We start from the raw sequence: 22,120 nt of genomic DNA on the forward strand, positions 1-22,120 counted from the left end.
CGCGAACGCCGACGCAGTCGAATGTGCCGCTCGACCCGCACGCACCCGCGATAAAACAGCAAACCATCGCGGAAATCCCCTATAATTTGGCGGTAAACACGGTGGTGTGATGTAACACGGCGGGAGCAAGCCCCCGCCCTACACCAAGTTTGCCAAACCCGCGTTAACGCGGCATACTTCCGACCATGTCAACCAATTATGAATTATGAATTAAAAAAGCCCCCGCCATGCGCCAAAAAAATGCGTTTCCAGCGGGCGAGCGTTGGTCAATAGGCGGGAGTAACGCCGACACAGTCGCGAACGTTCCGCACACACCCGCGATAAAACAGCAAACTTTCGTTCATGTCAACAATTATGAATTATGAATTATGAATTATGAATTATGAATTGCTAAGCCTTGACTTTTGCGGGAAGATGTTGTATAATATAATAGTCTATTTATATCATTTAAAGGGAAGGCAACTGACCTAAATCAAAAAGGTGGCTAGATAAATGGGATTACTTGACAAAATATTCGGCAACTACTCTAAAAAGGAGCTTGCCAAGATCGAACCTATCAAAAATAAGGTACTTGAACTGGAAGATAAGTATGCGGCAATGTCGGACAAGGAACTGGGCGAGCAGACCGCTCTGCTGAGAACTAAAGTGGAAGAGACCAGCCTTGACGATGTACTGCCCGAAGCACTGGCTGTGTGCCGTGAGGCTGCATGGAGAGTTCTGGGCAAAAAGCCCTACCCTGTACAGATAATCGGCGCTATCGTACTGCATCAGGGTCGTATCGCAGAAATGAAAACAGGTGAAGGTAAAACTCTGGTGGCTTGTCTTGCGGCTTACGCAAACTCGCTGACAGGCAAGGGCGTGCATGTCGTTACCGTAAACGACTATCTGGCAAAGTTCCAGTCTGAGGAAATGGGCAAGGTATTCAACTTCCTGAATACTTCCATCGGCTGTGTGCTGACAGGCATGGACAAGTCAGCCAAGAGAGATGCTTATAACGCGGATATAACCTACGGTACAAATACCGAACTGGGCTTCGATTATCTGCGTGACAACATGGTAATATACAAGAAGGATAAGGTGCAGAGAGAGCATACTTTCGCCATCGTGGACGAGGTAGACTCGATACTGATAGATGAGGCGAGAACACCTCTTATCATTTCGGGTCAGGGCGATAAGTCCACCGAACTGTACAGCATGGCTGACAAGTTCGCAAAGACACTGAAGCCCGTCACCGTCATCGAGATGGACGACAAGGCTGATAATGACCTGCTGGACGGCGACTATATCATCGATGAAAAGGCTAAGACTGCCACCATCACCAAGAGCGGTGTCAAGAAGGCAGAAAAGGCATTCCACATAGAGAACCTCATGGACGCTGAGAACATGACTCTGGCGCACCACATCAATCAGGCTATCAAGGCTAACGGCGTTATGAAAGAGGGCGTTGACTACATCGTCCGTGACGGCGAAGTGCTGATAGTTGACGAGTTCACAGGACGTGTTATGGACGGCAGACGTTTCAATGACGGTCTGCATCAGGCTATCGAGGCTAAGGAAGGCGTTGAGGTAAAGCGCGAGTCCAAGACTATCGCTACCATAACTTACCAGAACTATTTCAGACTGTACGGCAAGCTGTCGGGCATGACAGGTACTGCGCTGACTGAGGAAGACGAGTTCAGGGAGATATACAAGCTGGACGTTATCGAGATACCCACCAACAGACCCGTCATCAGAAAAGACCACCCCGATGTCGTTTACAAGACTGAGGCAGGCAAGTTCGATGCGGTCATCGACCAGATAGTTGAGTGCCACGAAAAGGGTCAGCCTGTACTGGTAGGCACCGTTTCCATCGAGAAGTCCGAGCATCTGTCAAAACTGCTTAAAAAGAAAGGCGTACAGCACAACGTACTGAACGCCAAGTATCATGACAAGGAAGCTATGATAGTTGCACAGGCAGGCAAGTACGGCGCTGTTACCATCGCTACCAACATGGCGGGTCGTGGTACCGATATCACACTGGGCGGCAACGCCGAATATCTGTCGCTGGCGGCTCTGCAAAAGGACGGCTACACCGAAGAGCAGGCTGTTGAAGCCGCAAGCTACTCCAACACCGACGATGAAGAGATACTCAAGGCAAGAGAGAAGTACAGAGAGCTGTACAAGAAGTTCGATGCTGAGGTAAAGGAAAAGGCTGAAAAGGTAAGAGAAGCAGGCGGTCTTTACATAATCGGTACAGAAAGACACGAATCAAGGCGTATCGACAACCAGCTGAGAGGTCGTTCGGGTCGTCAGGGCGATCCGGGTGAGAGCACATTCTTCCTGTCGCTGGAAGATGACCTGATGAGAATTTTCGGCGGCGACCGCATCACAGGCATGATGGATACACTGAATGTCGATGAGCATACACCTATACAGTCGAAGATGCTTTCCAGCGTTATCGAGTCTTCACAGAAGAAGATCGAGGGCAGGAACTTCAATATAAGAAAGAACGTACTTAACTACGATGATGTTATGAACACTCAGCGTGAGATCATCTACGGTCAGCGCCAGATGGTGCTTGACGGTGAAGATCTGCATGAGTACATCGTCAACATGATAAAGGATTTTGTCGATGACTCGGTGAACATGTATGTTCAGGGCGACATAGCTGATGACTGGAACCTTGTTGGTCTGAAAGAAAGACTGAACGGTCTGCTGACCACTGAGGACGACTTCAACTACACCCCCGAACAGATGGACGAACTGGACAGAAACGAGATCGTAAGCACCTTGCAGGAGAGAGCACAGAAACTCTACGAAGCAAGAGAAAAGGAGCTTGGCTCTGAACTTCTGCACGAGATAGAGAGAGTCTGCCTGCTTAAGGTAGTTGATACAAAGTGGATGGATCACATCGATGACATGGAAGAACTGAAAAAGGGTATAACCCTGAGAAGCTACGGTCAGAAGAACCCTGTTGTCGAGTACAGAATGGAAGGCATGGACATGTTCGATGCGATGATAGAATCTATCCGTGAGGACACTGTAAGAATGCTGTTCACCATAAAGGTAAGGACTAACAATGCCCCCCAGCGTCAGGAAGTCCTCAAACCGATGGAGAACCACCACAACATGAACCTGCGCAAGCGCAACAAGGATTCTAATTCATAATTCATAATTCATAATTCATAATTATTGGCAGGGTCGGGAGAATGCCGTTTTATCGCGTGTGTGTGCTGAACGTTCGCGACTGCGTCGGCGTAACTCCCGCCGTTTGATACACACAAACACAATTCCCCAAAAGCATGCCAAATAGCCTGCGTTGGCAGGCGGCTCGCGCGGGGGTATGGGGGAGCATTGACTGCGTCGAATGCGTGCCCCCATTTAAGATAGGAGCTAAAATGAACAGAAAATATGCACTGCTGGGCGAGAGTCTTAAACATACTATGTCACCGCCCATTCATAAAAGGCTGTTTGAACTCAAAGGCAGAGAGTTTGAGTATGAGGTAATCGAACTGCCGCCCGAACAGCTTGCACCCCATGCAGACTACCTGAAAAGTCTGGCGGGGTTCAATATAACTATCCCACATAAGATGGGCATAATACCTCACTGCGATGCGCTGGCTGAGTCGGCAAAACGCTATAATTCGGTCAACTGCGTTGACAACAAGGACGGTATCCACACAGGCTATAACACCGACTGTGACGGTTTCCTTGCAACGATCCGCGCTATGGGTGTCGATCTTGGCGGGCGTGTACTGCTGATAGGCTGCGGCGGTGTCGGCAGAATGATGGCGATAGAAGCCGCCCTCGCAGGTGCCGAACTTTATATCGCAGTACTCGAAAGTGATCTTCCCCTTGCAGAACAGGCGAAAAAAGAGATCATCGCCATGAAGGAAGACGCCAACATAAACATCGTGCTGAACACTGCCATAGACAGCACCCTCAGCTATGACCTGCTGATGAATGCGACCCCTGTTGGAATGTTCCCCCGCGTTGACGGCTGCCCTGTCAGTGACGAAGTTATCGGTGCAAGCGCCGCTGTGTTCGATGTCATATACAACCCGCGCGAAACAGTCCTGCTGAGGAAAGCGCGCGAGATGGGCAAAAAAGCATCGGGCGGCATGGCTATGCTGGTATGGCAGGCAGTCAAAGCCCACGAGATATGGGACGGTGACAGCTACACCAACGAAGAAGTGCAGGCTATCATCTCGGAAATGGAAGAGCTGGTTAATTCATAATTCATAATTCATAATTCATAATTATTGGCATGAATTACGGCTTTGCTGTTATAACGAAAAATCGCGCTCACAGGAACTTTCCTGCGGGCGCGATTTAATTCATAATTCATAATTCACAATTATTGGCATGAATTTACAGCTTTGCTGTTATAACGAAAAACGCGCTCACAGGGTCTTCCCTGCGGGCGCGATAATTTTTGCTAAAACGATATTCAAATGTATAGTGTGAGAGAATAAAAGCTATTTGCTATGTTTTTTGTATTTTGTGTCGGCTGACCGATTTTCCTCAAACATAGAGATTTGTGGGCAACATGTGGAAGTAACAGGGCGAGAGTTATGCCGACGCAGTCGCATATACCGACACAGTCGTGAACGTTCCGCACACACCCGCGATAAAACAGCATTCTCCCGACCCTGTCAACAATTATGAATTATGAATTATGAATTATGAATTAATATCTCAGTTTTCCCATTTGGCGCAAAGGTTGTTGATGCTGTCGGTCAGTTTGGCAAGGTCTTTGTTGGTCAGTCCCTTGCTGGACGCTACAAGGGCGCTCAGGCGGTCAAGCGATGCGCAAAGCCGCTGGTAGCCTGTATTGGGTGCAGTCTTTTTCACGACCTTTATTGGCTCAGCCTGAACGAATTCGCCTGTGATGAGGTCGCACCATGCACCGCTGAAAGGCGCTATGGCGTGATATCCCTTGTCTTCAAGATGGCGGCGGTATTCCTCCATTACAGCGTCTTCGCCATGATTTACAAATACAGTACCCGCATGTTCCATCGAATCTATCCACCTGTCAAGCCCGTCAATATCAGCATGACCGCTTATGCCGGGCAGAACACGTATCTCAGCCGCAACGGTTATCTCTTCACCGAACAGCTTGACTGTTTTTGCGCCCTCAACAAGACTTCTGCCCAGCGTGTTGTTCGCCTGATAGCCCACAAACAATATAAGGCTCTCGCTGTGCCACAGGTTGTGTTTGAGGTGGTGCTTGATGCGTCCAGCTTCGCACATGCCGCTGGCAGAAATGATTATCTTCGGCGTTTTGTCAAAGTTTATCGCCTTAGACTCGTCACTGGTGACTGCGATGTGCAGGTCTTCAAAAGTGATGGGGTTGATGCCCTTGTTGACATATTCCAGCGCTTCTTCATCAAAACAGCTTTCCTTGTTCTCCATAAATACCCGCGTTGCTTCTATCGCAAGAGGCGAGTCAACATAAACAGGGAAATTCGCGTGGTTTTTCACAAGACCGCGCTCTTTTATCTGCCTGATGAAATACAGCAGTTCCTGCGTTCTGCCCACCGCAAAAGAAGGTATGACAACATTTCCGCCGCGATCAAAAGTCTTTTGTATCAGCTCGGCAAAACTCTCGACATAATTATTCACCTTGTCGTGGCGGCGGTTGCCGTAAGTGGACTCCATGACCACATAGTCGGCGCGGTCGATGTACTGCGGGTCGCGGATAAGCGGCTGATTAAGGTTGCCAATATCGCCCGAAAAAACTATCTTGCGCGTTTCGTCACCCTCAGTCAGCCATATCTCGATACTGGAAGAGCCGAGCAGATGCCCTGCATCGGTGAAGCGCACCTTTATCCCCTCTGCAAGCTCGATGTCCTCACCGTAGGGGTGGGGGCGGAGAAGTTCGATAGCGCCCTCAGCATCAGCGAGGGTGTAAAGGGGTTCAACATCTTCCTGACCTTTACGCCTGCCCTTACGGCTGCGCCACTCGGCTTCAAACTCCTGGATATGAGCTGAATCGCGCAGCATTATGGCGCAGAGATTGCAGGTCGCTTTAGTGGCATGTATCTCGCCCTGAAAACCGCCTGCAAACAACAATGGCAGCAGACCCGAATGGTCGATATGGGCATGAGTGAGCAGAACGAAATCCACCGCTGACGGCGGACATGGCACTTTAGCATTTTCATACAGGTCAGTACCCTGTTCCATACCGAAATCTATGAGGAATTTTTTGCCGCAGGCTTCGATATAAGTACAGCTGCCTGTGACTTCATGGTTAGCGCCGATGAATGTTATTTTCATAATACATACCTCTTTTCTGAGTGAAAATTTATTCAAGTTGACTATATTATAACACATATTGCCGTTAAAATCAAGAGGGGGTTTTTTAATTCATAATTCATAATTCATAATTCATAATTATTGGCATGAACGAAAGATAGCTGTTTCAGCGGAAAAGAGAGCGAACCATGACGCGGACAAAGTTGGAAAAGAACACAAAGCAGAGCCGAGTCAAAGCGCGCGGTCAAGCCTCGCGCCAGCAGGCTTGCGGGAGTTTGAGGGCAGAGCCCTCAATCGTGGAACGGCAAAGCAACGATACGTGCTATCTATTTGGGCGAACAATGTGATAGACGGTAAGAGGTCAAAACCATCGATAAAAACAAGCGGGCAATTCGCATAGAAAAGAGCGTACTCATTTCCCGCAAAAAACGCTCCATGTGTGAGGGCGCGAATTGCCCGCGTCTTCTAGCCGAACAGCGATAGCGTCTTCGGCGGTCGGTCATAGCTTCAAATGATAAGCCTGTCAAGATTCAAGGCACAAAACCCGGTGGGCGGGTGGGCGGGCGCCCCCCCCCCCGCGATAGAGTGTCAATATTCAAGGCACAAAAATACGCGGGCGGGAGGGAGGGGAACACCCCCATAAAAAGAGTACAACCAGCCCTCAACAGCAAGTGCGCAAAGCAGATAAGATGCACACAAAGCCAATTGTAGGGCGGGGCTTGCTCCCGCCCTTCGACCTGCATTCACGACGATAAAACGCCAAACTATACCGCAAAAGTATTCATTCTGATAATTGTGTGAAATGAATTCCCGCAGGGCTTGCAATCGGGGTTAGTTTGTGCTATAATATAAGATGATGCGAGCGACATGTAAATGCTCACAAATTTAAGGAAAGAAGTGTTTTAAAATGACAAAGATAACTATATTCAGCGGCTTTCTCGGTGCAGGTAAGACCACGCTGATAAAAAAACTCATAGCTGAAGGCTATAAGGGCGAAAAACTGGTGCTTATCGAGAACGAGTTCGGTCAGATAGGTATCGACGGCGGCTTTTTGCAGGACGCAGGCGTTGAGATAACCGAAATGAATTCGGGCTGCATCTGCTGTTCACTGGTGGGCGACTTCGGTAAAGCACTCAAGCAGGTGCTCGAAACCTACAAGCCCGACCGCATACTCATTGAACCATCGGGTGTCGGCAAACTCAGCGACGTTATAAAGGCTGTTCAGAATATCGATGCGCATGATGTCGTTCTCGACGGCTTTACCACCGTTGTTGACGCTAACAAGTGCAGAATGTATCAGAAGAACTTTGGTGAGTTCTTCAACAACCAGATAACTTATGCAAGCTGCCTTATCCTCAGCCATACCGCAGGCGTTTCGCAGGAAAGACTTGACGATGTCATAGCAAGGCTCCGCGCACTGAACGACAAAGCACCCATCGTTACTACCGAGTGGGATCAGCTTACAGGCGAACAGCTTACCGATGCAATGACACAGAAGAACACCCTCGATGACGAATTGAAAGCTCTTCTGGAACAGGAGCATGAACATCACCACCATCATCACCACGATGACGATGATGACGAGCATGAGCACCACCATCACCATGACGACGATGACGAGCATGAGCATCATCACCACGACCACGATGACGAGCATGAGCACCATCACCACGACCATGATGACGAGCATGAGCATCACCACCACGACCACGATGACGAGCATGAGCATCACCACCATGACCACGATGACGAGCATGAACATCATCACCATGACCACGATCACGGCGAGGGCTGCACCTGCGGCTGCCATGACCACGACCATGAACATCACCATCATCATGCCGATGAAGTATTCCAAAGCTGGGGCAGAGAAACTACAAAGAAGTACACTCAGGAAGAGATAAAGGCGGCTCTAGAAGCACTTGAAGATGAAAAGAAGTACGGTCTGGTGCTGAGAGCAAAGGGCATCGTTGAGGGCACTGACGGCACTTGGATACACTACGACTACGTTCCGGGTGTGCCCGATGTCAGAACAGGTTCAGCAAGCACCATCGGCATACTTTGCGTTATAGGCGCAGAACTTAAAGAAGATGCCGTTGCCGAACTGTTCGGCGTACAGTAAAATATAATCAGTTAAGGTATGCCTTTCCTGCTGATGATAGCTTTCAGCGGAAAGGCAGCACCCTATTTTTTCAAAATAACCGCACACAGCTGCATAAAGGAGGGTACACAGCATGGCTGACAACAAAAACTACGAGATAAACAACCGACTGCTCGAACAGAGCGCTTTTGACCGCGACAACCGTTCACTTTCAAAAAAGACTTTCAGAAACGGCAAGGAAGAATATGAGTTCAACGGAATGGAATACAACATTCTCCTTGATTCGTGGGTCAGCTTCAAAAAGGACGGCGTTGATTACGAGTTCAGCAGAAGATGGCACAACCACGTTTTCAGCGAAGAAGAGGTTGCTGAACTGTGCAGCGGCGGGTCTGTCAGCTTCCTGACCATCGAGGGCGAACTGCTCTACCGCGTTACGGGCGGGCTTAAGCCTGTTCTGAAAAGGGACACTGATATGTTTGAAAGCTACGCACCGTCAAGCTACAAGCTGTACCCGAAAACGCTGTGCGAATTCGTACCTGTGCGCTTCCCGAAAAAGTTCGAGCCGCCCATCAGGACATTCGGCTACAAGTCAAAGACGATATTCGTCAGGGAAGATGCCAGTGAAACAACACTGTATTTCAACTGTAAGGAACTGCCCGATGCCGCACAGACTGCCGCTCTGCTGAACGGTGAGATAGTTGAACTGACGGCGGCAGAACTGACCGACAGCGACCGTCCCGCATATTATTACGGCTATTATCAGGGCGCTGACAGGCAGAAGACCGAGCGTCTTTTCGATAACAGCGCACCAGTCGGCAAGGCTTATGTATTGTACAGGCGCGATGTTACAAAATCAGGCGGCGAGATAAGGCTTAACGGTCTTGCTTTGCCAGAAAACCTTGACAGTGACAAGATAATGAATGAGTTTTTGAACGTTGCTGAACTGGAAGAATATCATAAAGCCGAAGACATCAGACATTTCAGCGATTGGGTCATTCAGAGGGCAGTACCCGTATTCCCTGCCGCATGGAAAGGTCACATCTTCACTCCCGAAGAGATACTCGCACTCAGTAACGGTCAGTGCATCAGCTTTGACTACATCGACAGCGAGGGAATGATCCGCCGCGCCAACGGCGCATTACAGCTTGAATGGACATATGTTGAGCAGACTAACCCCGATAACACTGTTACCGAGATGCCGCTTGCATATCTTGACTTATCCGATGTGCCCGAACTTCCCTACGATGACGGGATAAACTATTTTCTCGGCATGCGCTTTGAAGAGCGCGGCTTTATGGACGACTTTGTCATAAAGGACGAGATAGACGAATTTATTTCATATGACCCTGACGGCTTTGTGCCGTTCTGACAGGGCGGCGAGGTTCGGCGGTCTGCGATATGATCTGCAAAAAGACAGCCGTATGATAATATGTCTGTATGAACGCCCTGTGCGTTAGTATAAAACAAGGAGAGTTTTACGACATGAATGAAGATAATTTTGTTCCCGTGTACCTGTTCACAGGTTTTCTGGAGGGCGGCAAGACCACCTTTATACAGAAAACGCTGGGCGACAAGCGTTTCAACAACGGCGACAGAACACTGCTGCTGGTCTGTGAAGAGGGCATCGAGGAATACGATACTACCGATTTTGAGAAGAGCCATATCTACCTGAGGACCATTGAGGACAAAGAGGACTTCACCCCCGAAAACCTGCAAAGACTCTATGATGAGATAAAGGGTCAGAGGGTAATGATAGAGTACAACGGCATGTGGACGATGAACGACCTGTTCAACGCACTGCCCGATGAATGGGCTATCTACCAGATAATGAACTTCACCGATGCGAACACATTTCTCAACTACAACCAGAACATGCGCTCGCTGGTGGTGGACAAGCTGCAAAACTGCGAACTGACTGTCTTCAACCGCTTCAATAAGGCGACTATGGACAAAATGGAGTTCCACAAGATAGTCAGGGGTGTAAGCAGGCGCACAGAGATAGCTTATGAGTACACTGACGGCACTTCCGAGTATGACGATATCGAAGACCCGCTCCCATTTGATATAAACGCCCCCACCATCGAGGTGGAAGACAGGGATTATGCGCTGTGGTACAGAGATGTCAACGAAGAACCCGATAAATACAACGGCAAGCGTGTACACCTTAAAGCTATGGCGGCACACAATCCTAAATTTCCGAAAGGCACTATAGGTCTTGGCAGACAGATAATGACCTGCTGTGTGGAAGACATAACTTTCTGCTGGTATGCAAGCACCTACGACAAGCCCATCGACCTTAAAGAGCCGAAATGGGTAGATGTCACCTTCACTGTGAAGATGCAGAAGCATCCGCTGTACAAGGGTAAAGGACCTGTGCTGGTAGTTGAGAACCTTACCGAAGCATCTGCACCTGCACAGCCGGTAGCAACGTTTTATTAATTCATAATTATTGGCAGGCATTACGGCTTTGCTGTTATAACGAAAAACGCGCTCACAGGAACTCACCTGTGAGCGCGATATTTTTTTGCTAAAACGGTATTCTTCCGTACATGCCAATAATTATGAATATGACTATCCCTTTAGCACAAGGGCTGAAAATGCGGTAAACAAAAGGATAATTGAACGCAGGATATCTTCCCCCCTGCGGCGGGGGAAAGATATCCGCCAACCACCTTAAGTTCTGTAAAACCGCCGTTTTGGTGGTGTGTCAGCGGGATAACCAAGTTTTGAATTACTTAGTCATCAGTTTGCAGACAAGGTTTGCGAACTCAACAGGGTCATCAATGCTCAGACCCTCTATCAGCAAAGCCTGATCGTAAAGCAGTTTGGTGTACTCGGTAAGGGTGTCCTTGTCATCGGCGTAGAGGGCTTTCAGCTTGCCGAATATCTCGTGGTTGGGGTTTATCTCCAGCGCCTTTTCAGCCTTTACGCGGTTAGCATCGTTCTGCGGCATAGCGTTGAGGACTTTCTCCATCTCGATAGAGATCATGCCGCCGTCGCTTGACAGGCAAACAGGGTGAGATTTCAGCTTTTTGGACAGGCGGACAGTCTTTACCTTGTCGGAAATAGCTTTCTGCATGAAATCGAACATGTCCTTGTTCTCCTCGTCCAGCTTCTTAGCCTCTTCCTTCTCTTCCTCAGTGTCGAGGTCGATATCGGCATCGCTGATGGACTTGAATGTTTTGCCGTCGTAATTTATCATCACCTTGACGCAGAACTCATCAACGTCCTGTGTCATGTAAAGCACTTCATAGCCCTTGTCCTTTATCTTCTCGATCTGCGGCAGCTTGTCTATACGCTCTTTGGTCTCGCCGCAAGCATAGTAGATATACTTCTGGTCTTCCTTCATACGGGAAACGTACTCTTTCAGGGTAACGTTCTTGCCGTCCTCAAAGGTAGACTTGAACATCAGCAGGTCTTTAAGTGTTTCGATAGCCGAACCGTAACTCTGGTAAATGCCGAACTTGAACTGCAAACCGAACACCTCGAAGAACTTCTCATACTTCTCGCGGTCATTTTTCAGCAGTTTGGTCAGTTCGTTCTTGATGGACTTCTCAACGTTCTTGGCGATTATCTTCACCTGTCTGTCCTGCTGTAGCATCTCACGGGAGATATTCAGCGAGAGGTCTTCGCTGTCGATAACGCCCTTTACAAAGCTGAACCAATCAGGCAGAAGGTCAGCGCACTTATCCATTATCAGCACGCCGCTGGAATACAGCTGGAGACCCTTCTCATAATCCTTTGAATAGTAGTCAAAAGGCGCTTTTGATGGGATATAGAGCAGAGCATCGTAAGTAGCTATGCCCTCGTTATGGGAGTGTATGTGTGTAACAGGTTCCTGATAATCGAGGAACTTCTCGGTGTAGAACTTGTTGTACTCCTCTTCGGTCAGTTCGTTCTTGTTCTTCTTCCAGATAGGTGTCATGCTGTTGAGAGTTTCTACCTCAACGGTGGAAGTAGGTTCTTTGCCCTCTTCGGCATAATTGGTATGCTCAACTTCCATCTTTATCGGGAAGCGGATATAATCCGAATACTTCTTTACCAGCTGAGTTATGCGCCATTCCTCGCAATACTCGGAATACTTGTCGTCCTCAGTATCATCTTTGAGTATCATGGTTATGGTAGTGCCGACAGTATCTTTCTCAGCAGGTTCGATGGTATAGCCGTCAACGCCGTTGGACTTCCAGAGATAAGCCTTATCACTGCCGTAAGCCTTAGTCAACACCTGAACTTCCTTAGCCACCATGAATGTTGAATAGAAGCCCACGCCGAACTGACCGATGATGTCAACGTCCTCGCCCAACTCATTATCGTTCTTGAAAGCCAGCGAACCTGACTGAGCGATAGTGCCGAGATTGTTTTCAAGTTCGTCCTCAGTCATACCGATGCCGTTATCGGAAACTGTGAGTGTCCTCTTCTCCTTATCAGCGGCTATATTTATAGCGAAATCGTCCTTGTTCAGCCCGATGCTGGTATCAGTCAGCGACTTGAAGTACAGCTTGTCGATGGCATCGCTCGCGTTTGAGATTATCTCTCTGAGGAATATCTCCTTATTCGTATAGATGGAGTTTATCATCATATCGAGAAGTCTTTTCGACTCCGCTTTGAACTGTTTGGTTTCCATTTACTTTCAGCTCCTTAGAATTATCTTTGTTTAGCACTCCCTTACTCTGAGTGCTAAATCTATTATACCACCAACAGCAGGAATTTCAAGAGGTTACACAAAATAGCTGTTATTTATTTACCGTTTATTCATAAATCCCTTTCGAGCACGCTCTGTTTCGGAATGGCTATGCCCGCAAACAGGTGAAGCTGGAATGCGGCGGTTTCGGCATTACCGACCTTTCTGACTCACGCACGCTTTTTGAACTCACCTGATTTTGTTTGACAGCAAAGTGTCCGCTAAAACGGCATTCTCGCGGTCATGCCAACAATTATGAATCAAAAAGAGCGACCGCTCACGACCGCTCTTATTGTCTGCTCTTTAATATCATTATGATGTGTCCCGCAATGTTCTCCAGCGATAAGCTGATGTTCGCCGCGCCATTTTCTGCCGCCGCTTTCGGCATGCCGTATACGACCGCGCTCTGTTCGCTCTCAGCGATATTGTACGCGCCCATTTTACGCATATCCAACATACCCTTAGCGCCGTCACTGCCCATACCTGTCAGTATAACACCGATAGCGTCGCTTTTTGCCGCGTATGCCGCCGAATCAAACAGTACATCTACCGACGGACAATGCCCGTTGACTTTCACACCCGGTTCACTGTTGACAAAATAGCCTTTCTTATCTTTAAAAAGCCGCAGATGTCTTCCGCCCGCCGCTATGACCACCATGCCGCGTTTTAAATAGGTGCCGCTATGCGCTTCTACCACCGTCAGCGGCAGGCTTGCATTCAGCTGAGATGCGTACAGCTTGGTATAACCCTCAGGCATGTGAAGCACGCACACCACAGGCGGGCAGTCCGCAGGCAGACCTTTCAGCACCACAGGCAGAGCATTCGTGCTCCCCGTAGAACCGCCTATAACTATGACTTTCCCCGTTTCCGGCGGAGTTATCAGCTTCGGTCTGACGATATTCGTACAACCCCGAATGCTTGTTGCCAGCCGCGCCAGCAAACGTTCATTTCCGCCCTCACCGACATGTATATTTATCACATCGAGCGCCCCCGCCTGTATCAGCGAGGATTTTGATACGTTCTGAGCCAATATCGCTATGACAGGCACAAAATAGCGAGGTCCCAGCCCGCGAATATATTCAGCCGCATCAAAACCGACCGTCTTGCTGACATCAAGCACCAGCGCCGCAGGTTTACCGCCCGCAAGCATCTGCTTTGCCGTTGCCAGCCTGCCCGCCCTTAAGACAGTGCCGTCAGGCAAATGCTTTTTAAGACCGACCGTGAGCAGTTCCTGCATCTTAAGGCTGTCTGAAATTATAAAAATAGTCATTTACCGCTCACCTCCTTGCGGTATATTGCAGGCTTCTGCTTAACGTAAGGCATATCCGCAGGGGCAGATTCAGCATGCCCTATATAGAGATATCCACCGTCTTCAGTGACATCATAAAAACGCCTGCACAGATGTGATTTGGTATCATCATCAAAATATATCATCACGTTGCGGCAGAGTATCAGGTCGAACTTTTTCTTGAAACCTATCTCTTCCATCAGGTTGTGGTACTTGAATATCACCTTGCTCCGCAGACTTTCCTTGACTTGATAAAGCCCGTGAGAGCGCTGTTCAAAGTACTTTCTGCGCCATTCTTCGGGCAGATCGTGCAATGCGTTTTCGGTATAGACTCCCCTTGCCGCCGACCTTAGGGCGTTGAAGGAAATATCCGTCGCGAGTATCTTGAGATCCCAGTCATGCTGTCTGAAACCGAAATACTCATCAAGGCACATGGCGAGATTGTAAGGTTCATTACCGAAAGAACAGCCCGCCGACCAGATACGCAGGTCATGGTCTTTCACGGCTTTTTCTGCCTGAGGCAGGAACACCTCACGGAAGTGGTCGAAATGTTCGGACTCACGCATAAAATATGTGTGATTGGTGGTCAGCCTGTTTATCAGGTTAGCTACTTCTCTGCCTGAATTATCATCAAACACAGCTTCGAGGTATTCCGAAAAATTACGGAAACCGCAGTCAGCCACATAGTTTGCCAGTCTTGACTGTACAATAAATTGTTTACCTTCGAGGTCGATGCCGTAGCCGGCTTTAACGAAGTTAACAAGTCTGATAAAATCATGTTCAGAAATATTGGTATCACAGCCAACGGACATCGGACAAACTCCTTTCGGTAAGATATATAGCAATCCGCCTTAAAATCCAGTCACAAGACCCATAGATCCCAGCTTTTGCGACTGGATTTTGTGAATTTAAAAAGTTGGATCGTTATAGTAAATTATAACACATTTTCCACATAATTTCAAGAGGTTTTGTAAATTTTGAAGAAATCAAAGCCGTTCCGAAAGCGAAGCAGAGCAAAATCACAAAGCAGTGCGCGGATAGAGCGCGCGGTCAGGCGCTCACCGACGGTGCAGAAACCATGTGCAGACAACGAATCGCATGCTCCGCATTCAGCCGACTGCCATTGTGAATAAAAAGTAAACTCACCACAATTCGACAGAAATGGCTTTTATCGGCTTTTCCGAACTGTCATACTCGTAACAAAGCAGTTACAGACCCGCCGTGAAGTAAAAGTATACAAGACCTTTTGAAGTACGTTTTTTAGTACGTGGCTGTAACCGAATAATTACAGTGTGGTTACAGTTTTCAGAAATTCAACACACAGCAGTTGAAACTTTGAAAAGTTTTCAACACTTAAAAGGCGGTTATTAGGTTTTTACACCTACTTTTTAACACTTTCAACAGAGTTTTCAACATTTTTGTTGTTTAAAACCTGACTTTTCAACTGTCCAAAAATGTTCGTGTAACCATTTCTTTACCACTTGTTACAGACAACAGGAACATTCGTTCAGCAATGTAACTTTTTTCGCGCAAAGTGCCGATAAATCTATGTTTCAGCCATTTGGCAAAAACAGTTAGTATATCTCCCTAAACAAAAAAAGAGGTTCAATATTGTGAAAAATGTCGAGAAAAAAGTCTTAACAAGCTGTTTACAAATGGTATAAAATGTGTTATAATAATAGCGTGGAAACACATGAATTTTTCGGGCGGTCAGCCGCCATAGAGGAGGAATATAAAATGGAAGACCGTATGCAGACTATACAGTCCATCAAAAACAAAAAGGTGCAGATAGGCGTTATTCCCGGTCATTATGCCACCAACCACTCACACGTAAATTTCTATGTGGATATGACTTCTATCAAGACCAGCATGAAGATGGCAAAAGAAGCCGCCGCTGAACTGGCAAGCACTTACGCAAACACCCATATCGACACAATAATCTGCCTTGAAGGTACCGAGATACTCGGCGGTTTCCTCGCAGACCAGCTGTCGCAGGCGGGCATAAATAAGGGCGAAGATATAAACCTCATCACCCCTGAGCTGAACGCCGTTAACCAGATGATCTTCCGCGACAATACCCAGAAGAAGGTCTGGGGCAAGCAGATACTCCTGCTCATATCCAGCGCATCAACAGGCAAAAGTATCGGCAGAGCCGTTGACTGCCTGCAATACTACAGCGGCAAACTGACGGCTATAGGCGCTATATTCTCAGCTATTGAAAAGTACGGCGATATCAGCATACACGCGCTGTTCACCGACAAGGATCTCCCACACTACGAGAACTACGCCGCAAATTCCTGCCCCATGTGCAAGAGCGGCAAGAAAATAGACGCGCTCATAAACAGCTTCGGCTACTCAAAACTTTAATAAAAAGCAAAGCGTCCGCAGTTCACTCACTGCGGACGTTTTTCGCTAAAAAATCGCGCCCACGACCTCCCGTGAGCGCGATCATTTTCGGTATATCGGCAAGCCCGAATGCCTGCCAACAATTATGAATATGACTATCCCTTTAGCACACCAACTAAAAATGCTGTGAACAAAAGGATAATTGAGCGCCCCATATCTTTCCCCCGCCTTCGGTGGGGGAAAGATATACAACCAAATTGGGATAAAAGCAAAGCGTCCGCAGTTCACTCACTGCGGACGCTTTTTTGCTAAAAAATCGCGCCCACGACCTCCCGTGAGCGCGATCATTTTCGGTATATCGGCAAGCCCGAATGCCTGCCAACAATTATGAATTATGAATTATGAATTAATAAGCCTTGCCCCAGAGTACCATCTTCTTTGCAGGCTTGCCGCAGCATACGCAGACATCGCTGAGGTTCTCCTGCTCGAAAGGTATGCAGCGTGAGCCAACGCCTGTCAGTTCCTTTACCTTGTCTTCGCATTCCTCGTTGCCGCACCACATAGCCTTGATGAAGCCGTCGCCGTTGTCTTCCAGCGCCTTGATTATCTCATCGGTGGTCTTGCATGCGTAAGTCCTGCGCTCGCGGTTCTCAAGAGCCTTCTGATAAATGCCCTCGCGTACTGCTTCCAGCTTTGCATTTACAGTTTCAACAAGCTCGGTCAAAGGTGTGAATGTCTTTTCACGGTCGTGTCTTGTTACGATAACGCACTGACCGTTCTCAATGTCCTTAGGACCCAGTTCAATGCGCACAGGCACACCCTTCATCTCATACTCGGCAAACTTCCAGCCGGGCGACTGCTCGCTGTCATCGACCTTTACGCGGATACCTGCGGCTTTAAGCTGTTCGCAGACCTCCTGCGCCTTTTCAAGAACGCCTTCCTTGAACTGCTGTATAGGCACGATAACTGCCTGTATAGGTGCAACAGCAGGCGGCAGAACAAGTCCGTTGTCATCGCCGTGTGTCATTATTATAGCACCTATCAGTCGTGTGGTAACGCCCCACGAAGTCTGGTGAGGATAGCTCAGCTTGTTGTCTCTGCCTGTGAACTGTATGTCGAACGCCCTTGCAAAGCCGTCACCGAAATAGTGTGAAGTGCCTGCCTGGAGCGCCTTGCCGTCGTGCATCAGCGCTTCGATAGCGTATGTAGCCTCAGCGCCCGCGAACTTGTCGCTGTCGGTCTTTCTGCCCTTTACTACAGGCATAGCCAGCTCTTTCTCGCAGAAATCTGCATAGCAGTTGAGCATGCGCTCAGTTTCTTCGATAGCCTCTTCTGCTGTTTCGTGTATGGTGTGACCCTCCTGCCAGAGGAATTCTCTCGAACGCAGGAAAGGACGGGTGGTCTTCTCCCATCTTACAACGCTTACCCACTGATTGTACAGCTTGGGCAGGTCGCGGTAGCTGTGTACGATGTTTGCATAGTGCTCGCAGAACAGTGTTTCAGAGGTAGGTCTTACACACAGTCTGTCCTCCAGCTTCTCACTGCCGCCGTGTGTTACCCACGCAACTTCGGGCGCAAAACCCTCAACGTGGTCTTTTTCCTTCTGCAAAAGGCTTTCGGGAATGAACATGGGCATGCAGACATTCTCGTGACCCAGTTCCTTGAATCTGGTGTCCAGAATACGCTGTATATGCTCCCAGATAGCGTAGCCGTAAGGTCTTATTACCATACAGCCCTTAACGCTTGTGTAGGCTATCAGTTCAGCCTTTGTACAGATGTCGGTGTACCACTTTGCGAAATCCTCGTCCATTGAGGTTATCGCATCGACCATTTTCTTGTTCTTTGCCATATTTTTTCAACTCCTAAATATATGTACGGCGAGTTCAAACCGCCACTTTTTACTTGTATCATTCCTTACCGTCAAGGATAATATCATCAATATACAAACACCCGTATGGCTGTTCATCATCGGGCAGATATTCAACATCGTGATACTGAACGGTACTGCCATTTTCGTCAAGCACACCATACCGCAGAAAAAACGAGTCACATAGTTCGTCCGTATCTATCCCGAACAGCATGTTCAGCTTGAATATACTGCAAACATAGCGCACCTCTTTTATCGGCACTTCGCGGACAAACTTATCCTCATTCTCATACATAGAATAAATTTCCCGCAGTTCTTCCGCGATAAGACCGTCCATATCTTCACTTTCCGCAGTTATGACATCTTCCGCGCCGCCGATGTATGCCCGTTCAAAGAAGTCTGTCGCTTCAAAATAGCTCTCATCAACAGTTCTCTCACAATGCTGACCGAAACACTGTCTGCCGTTCAGGTCAAACATCAAGACCTCGTTCCCGCTGTCAGCTTTCTCGCGGCGGTCGATAAGCACTGCGGCTTTGTCATCGCGCAAAAGCAGCCACGCCAACAAAAGCGTATATCCGCCCGCATCATTATCCGCGTTTATCCTGATGACCGCATTACGGAGCGCTTTTTCATTTATCTTCATCGCCGCTTTCCTCCTGCGGTGCTTCGGCATTCTTCTTTTTTCTGCCCAAATTCAGCGCATATATGTCCTCGTTGTATATCTTGTAATTCGGGTCAAAGCCATCTTCCTTTGAGGCTTCAAAAGCGCTGTGCGCTTCATATTCGTGGGGAGAATGTCCCGTAGCCGCATCGTCCACCCTTTCGGGCGCGACACCTCTCTGCTCTATCTTCTCGGCAAGAGCGGGATTTTTCTTCTCTATCCATTTTGCGAGTTTAGGCGTGACCAGACAAGCCAGCACGATAAGCCCCATTATAATGATACAGCCGACGGCAAGCCCGCCAAATCTGCTGAGAAGTTCAGTGTTCATGGTTTTACCTCTGTTTGTTATTTTTGCGAAATTACGGCACTTGCGCTCATCGAACCGCCCTTATCTTCTCCCACTCTTCGCGGGTGATGGCATAGACATCTGTCACGCCCCCGTCATCTTCACAGCTTTCCGCAAAGTGTGCGCCGTAAGACATGGCAGTCTTCGCAGAGGGCACATTTTCATGCTTCATGTAAGAATACAGCACCCTAAACGGAGTGTTCTCAAAAGCCCAACCGCACACCGCGCAGGCAGATTCCTTAGCATAGCCCCGCCTCTGCATGTCGCGGCGGATATGATAGCCTATCTCAGGGCGTATACTGCCGTTTATATTCTGCATGGTCAGACCGCAGTCGCCTATCAGCCTGCCATTTTCTTTAAGGCATACCGCCCACAGCCCGAAGCCGAAAATGCGGTATCTTTCAAGATTTTTCTCTATCCAGCCGCGCACCCGCACTTCATCGAACACGCAGGGATAGTACCGCATTATCTCGCTGTCACACAGCACCTCGCACAGTGCGGGCGTATCATCTGAAGTCAGTTCGCGCAGTATCAGCCTTTCGGTGAATATCTCCATCTCTCAGAACCTGAAATACAAAAACGGATTGAAAGAGTTGCCTGCCAGATATGCCACCGAAATTATCAGCAGTACAGCGCATTCTGCGGGCACGCAGAAGTTTGCGTAGACCTCTTCGTTTGAGTTCTTTATCTTTTCGCCCAGCTTTTTAACCAGCGGTGTCGAACATAGTATCGCCAGCAGGAAAAGTATGCCGTTCTGCGAAAGACGGAATGCAGTTTCATCGTTCCAGAGCGGCAGTCCACCCAGACCGAACATATTTTTAAGGTTCTGCAACAGCTTTGAAGTATCCTCATAAGCGAAAATGCCCCAGCCAATGACTATAAGCAGAAGTGCGTAGATGTGCCGCACAGCTTTTGGTGCTTTTTTCAGCCACCCCAGCAGGAAGTTCTTCTCCAGCAGGAGTATCACGCCGAAGTAAACGCCCCACAGCATGAAATTCCAGTTTGCACCATGCCAGAAGCCTGTCAGGAACCACACAGCCATTATGTTCACGCACTGACGTGCCTTGCCCCTGCGGTTGCCGCCCAGCGGAATGTAAACATAATCCCTGAACCAGCTTGACAGCGAGATATGCCATCTGCGCCAGAATTCGGTGATGGAGTCTGAGATATACGGGTAGTTGAAGTTTTCCAGAAAATCAAAGCCGAACATTTTGCCCAGCCCTATAGCCATATCGGAGTAGCCCGAAAAATCAAAGTATATCTGGAAAGTATAGGCGATTATGCCTATCCAGCTTGCCGCCACACTCAGTTGTGACTGCGGCGCATTCGACAGCGTGTCGAACAGTTCGCCCACAGCATTTGCGATGATGACCTTTTTGCCCAGTCCTATACAGAAACGCTTTACACCGTCAGCGAATTTTTCAAGACTCTCGCGGCGACCGACCATCTGTTCAGCCACATCAATATACCGCACAATAGGACCCGCTATCAGCTGAGGGAACAGCGCCACATAAGTCCCCAGATGCAGGATATTGCGCTGGCTTTTCACATCACCGCGATAAACATCTATGACATAAGAAAGCGTCTGGAAACTGTAAAAGCTGATGCCGATAGGCAGTGCAAGTCCCAGCGGTCTTATGCCTGCGCCGCTGATGCTGTTTATGGTGTTTATGAAGAAGTCTGTATACTTGAAAAACAACAGCAGACCCATATTCCACACCACTGCCGCTGTCATGGCGGCAAGCGGTACTTTGCTTCCCTGCTTGTCCGCAGGCAGTCGGCTTTTATCGGCCAATATGCCCGTGATGTACGCAACTATTATCGAAGCGCACATCAGGAATATGTATATCGGCTCACCCCACGCATAAAACACAAGGCTGAACAGAAACAGCACAGCATTCTGTGCAGTGCGGGCATGTCTGCCGAACAGTTTCGGCAGTGCGAAATACAGCAGCAGCACCGCAGGCAGGAAGCCGAAAAGAAAGGTCGTACTCGAAAAAAGCATTAACCGATTATCTCCTTAGCTTTGGCGCTGTCGCCCGAAACGCAGTAATAAACGCAGTTGTCCTTAACGATTATGACAGCATCGTCCAGCTTGGGAGCCTGTTCGGGCTTATAATCGGTGAAAGTGCTCTTCTGGTTGGTGACTCTTGTTTCGAGAGATGCCTTTATTATATCAGCCATCTTGTCGTTAGCTTCAAAGCATGCTATCTCCTCAGGGGTAGCGCCTGTAGAACTTACATATACCTTAGCCTTCTTGTAAGCATCGGGTGCAACGCCGAGAATTTTCTCTATCTTGCCGCTATCGAACTCTACAAGGCTGTCCTCAAAAGTGATATCGCTCTTCAGCTTGTCAGCGGTAGCCGCAACATCAGCGCTCTCGGTCTGAGTCTGTGCGGTATTGCCGCCCTTATCCTCGCTCTTGTCATCTCCGCATGAAGCCACAGCGCAGGTCACAGACACAGCCGCCAGAATGATACACAGTGTTTTCTTGAAATTCATTTTACTCACCTTTTCCTTTAATTTACATTTTTCTGTATATTTATGGGCATCGCGCATTTATGCTGTCTGCCCGTTGATCGAACATTATCCG

At 48.4% G+C, this 22,120-nt stretch carries 16 protein-coding genes; 6 read left to right on the top strand and 10 right to left on the bottom strand.

Annotated features, from left to right (window positions below):
* The first annotated feature begins 492 nt into the window (after positions 1-492).
* Positions 493-3,147: a preprotein translocase subunit SecA gene (gene secA, locus CUS_RS03580; protein ID WP_002847573.1), complete on the top strand. Its 2,655-nt coding sequence runs from the start codon at positions 493-495 to the stop codon at positions 3,145-3,147.
* Positions 3,148-3,377: 230 nt separating this feature from the next.
* Positions 3,378-4,217, top strand: a complete 840-nt coding sequence (locus CUS_RS03585) for a shikimate dehydrogenase family protein (protein ID WP_002847604.1) — start codon at positions 3,378-3,380, stop codon at positions 4,215-4,217.
* 460 nt (positions 4,218-4,677) lie between these two features.
* On the opposite strand, the gene CUS_RS03590 is transcribed toward CUS_RS03585, so the two are convergent.
* Positions 4,678-6,258 (bottom strand): MBL fold metallo-hydrolase RNA specificity domain-containing protein, encoded by a 1,581-nt coding sequence (locus CUS_RS03590; RefSeq protein WP_002847556.1) that lies wholly within the window; start codon positions 6,256-6,258, stop codon positions 4,678-4,680.
* Between the two features lie 886 nt (positions 6,259-7,144).
* Here CUS_RS03590 and CUS_RS03595 point away from each other — a divergent pair.
* The 3 genes from CUS_RS03595 (at position 7,145) to CUS_RS03605 (ending at position 10,777) form a co-directional block, all read left to right on the top strand.
* A complete protein-coding gene (locus tag CUS_RS03595; RefSeq protein WP_002847613.1) occupies positions 7,145-8,359 on the top strand; it encodes a GTP-binding protein in 1,215 nt (404 codons plus the stop codon).
* A gap of 112 nt (positions 8,360-8,471) precedes the next feature.
* Positions 8,472-9,707: a hypothetical protein gene (locus CUS_RS03600; RefSeq protein WP_002847619.1), complete on the top strand. Its 1,236-nt coding sequence runs from the start codon at positions 8,472-8,474 to the stop codon at positions 9,705-9,707.
* Between the two features lie 113 nt (positions 9,708-9,820).
* Entirely contained in the window at positions 9,821-10,777 is a 957-nt protein-coding gene (locus tag CUS_RS03605; protein WP_002847560.1) for a TIGR03943 family putative permease subunit, read from the top strand.
* Positions 10,778-11,069: 292 nt separating this feature from the next.
* On the opposite strand, the gene htpG is transcribed toward CUS_RS03605, so the two are convergent.
* The 3 genes from htpG to CUS_RS03620 all read right to left on the bottom strand — a co-directional run bounded on the left by htpG (position 11,070) and on the right by CUS_RS03620 (position 15,119).
* On the bottom strand, positions 11,070-12,962 hold the full coding sequence (gene htpG, locus CUS_RS03610) for a molecular chaperone HtpG (RefSeq protein WP_002847612.1): 1,893 nt from the start codon (positions 12,960-12,962) through the stop codon (positions 11,070-11,072).
* A gap of 346 nt (positions 12,963-13,308) precedes the next feature.
* Complete coding sequence (locus tag CUS_RS03615; RefSeq protein WP_002847638.1) at positions 13,309-14,289, bottom strand: CheB methylesterase domain-containing protein; 981 nt, start codon at positions 14,287-14,289, stop codon at positions 13,309-13,311.
* On the bottom strand, positions 14,286-15,119 hold the full coding sequence (locus CUS_RS03620) for a CheR family methyltransferase (RefSeq protein ID WP_002847564.1): 834 nt from the start codon (positions 15,117-15,119) through the stop codon (positions 14,286-14,288). The genes CUS_RS03615 and CUS_RS03620 overlap by 4 nt, the downstream gene beginning before the upstream one ends.
* Positions 15,120-16,044: 925 nt before the next feature.
* Here CUS_RS03620 and CUS_RS03625 point away from each other — a divergent pair.
* Positions 16,045-16,674 carry an orotate phosphoribosyltransferase gene (locus CUS_RS03625; RefSeq protein WP_037276420.1) on the top strand — a complete coding sequence of 210 codons (630 nt, stop codon included), beginning with the start codon at positions 16,045-16,047 and terminating at the stop codon, positions 16,672-16,674.
* Positions 16,675-17,059: 385 nt separating this feature from the next.
* On the opposite strand, the gene proS is transcribed toward CUS_RS03625, so the two are convergent.
* Genes proS through CUS_RS03655 form a run of 6 tightly spaced genes read right to left on the bottom strand, consistent with a single transcriptional unit; the run spans position 17,060 to position 22,029 of the window.
* Positions 17,060-18,502 (bottom strand): proline--tRNA ligase, encoded by a 1,443-nt coding sequence (proS, locus tag CUS_RS03630; RefSeq protein ID WP_002847615.1) that lies wholly within the window; start codon positions 18,500-18,502, stop codon positions 17,060-17,062.
* A 58-nt stretch (positions 18,503-18,560) separates the two neighbouring features.
* Entirely contained in the window at positions 18,561-19,163 is a 603-nt protein-coding gene (locus CUS_RS03635) for a hypothetical protein (RefSeq protein ID WP_002847581.1), read from the bottom strand.
* The gene (locus tag CUS_RS03640) at positions 19,150-19,509 is read right to left on the bottom strand and encodes a hypothetical protein (RefSeq protein WP_002847559.1); all 360 of its coding nucleotides are present in this window, start codon (positions 19,507-19,509) and stop codon (positions 19,150-19,152) included. The genes CUS_RS03635 and CUS_RS03640 overlap by 14 nt, the downstream gene beginning before the upstream one ends.
* A 46-nt stretch (positions 19,510-19,555) precedes the next feature.
* A complete protein-coding gene (locus CUS_RS03645; RefSeq protein WP_002847624.1) occupies positions 19,556-20,083 on the bottom strand; it encodes a GNAT family N-acetyltransferase in 528 nt (175 codons plus the stop codon).
* Positions 20,084-20,086: 3 nt separating this feature from the next.
* Complete coding sequence (locus CUS_RS03650; protein ID WP_002847578.1) at positions 20,087-21,532, bottom strand: MBOAT family O-acyltransferase; 1,446 nt, start codon at positions 21,530-21,532, stop codon at positions 20,087-20,089.
* Positions 21,532-22,029, bottom strand: a complete 498-nt coding sequence (locus tag CUS_RS03655) for a DUF4358 domain-containing protein (protein WP_100084525.1) — start codon at positions 22,027-22,029, stop codon at positions 21,532-21,534. The genes CUS_RS03650 and CUS_RS03655 overlap by 1 nt, the downstream gene beginning before the upstream one ends.
* Between the last annotated feature and the right edge of the window lie 91 nt (positions 22,030-22,120).

It is taken from the genome of Hominimerdicola alba 8, from assembly GCF_000178155.2.
Lineage (GTDB): Bacteria > Bacillota > Clostridia > Oscillospirales > Ruminococcaceae > Hominimerdicola > Hominimerdicola alba_C.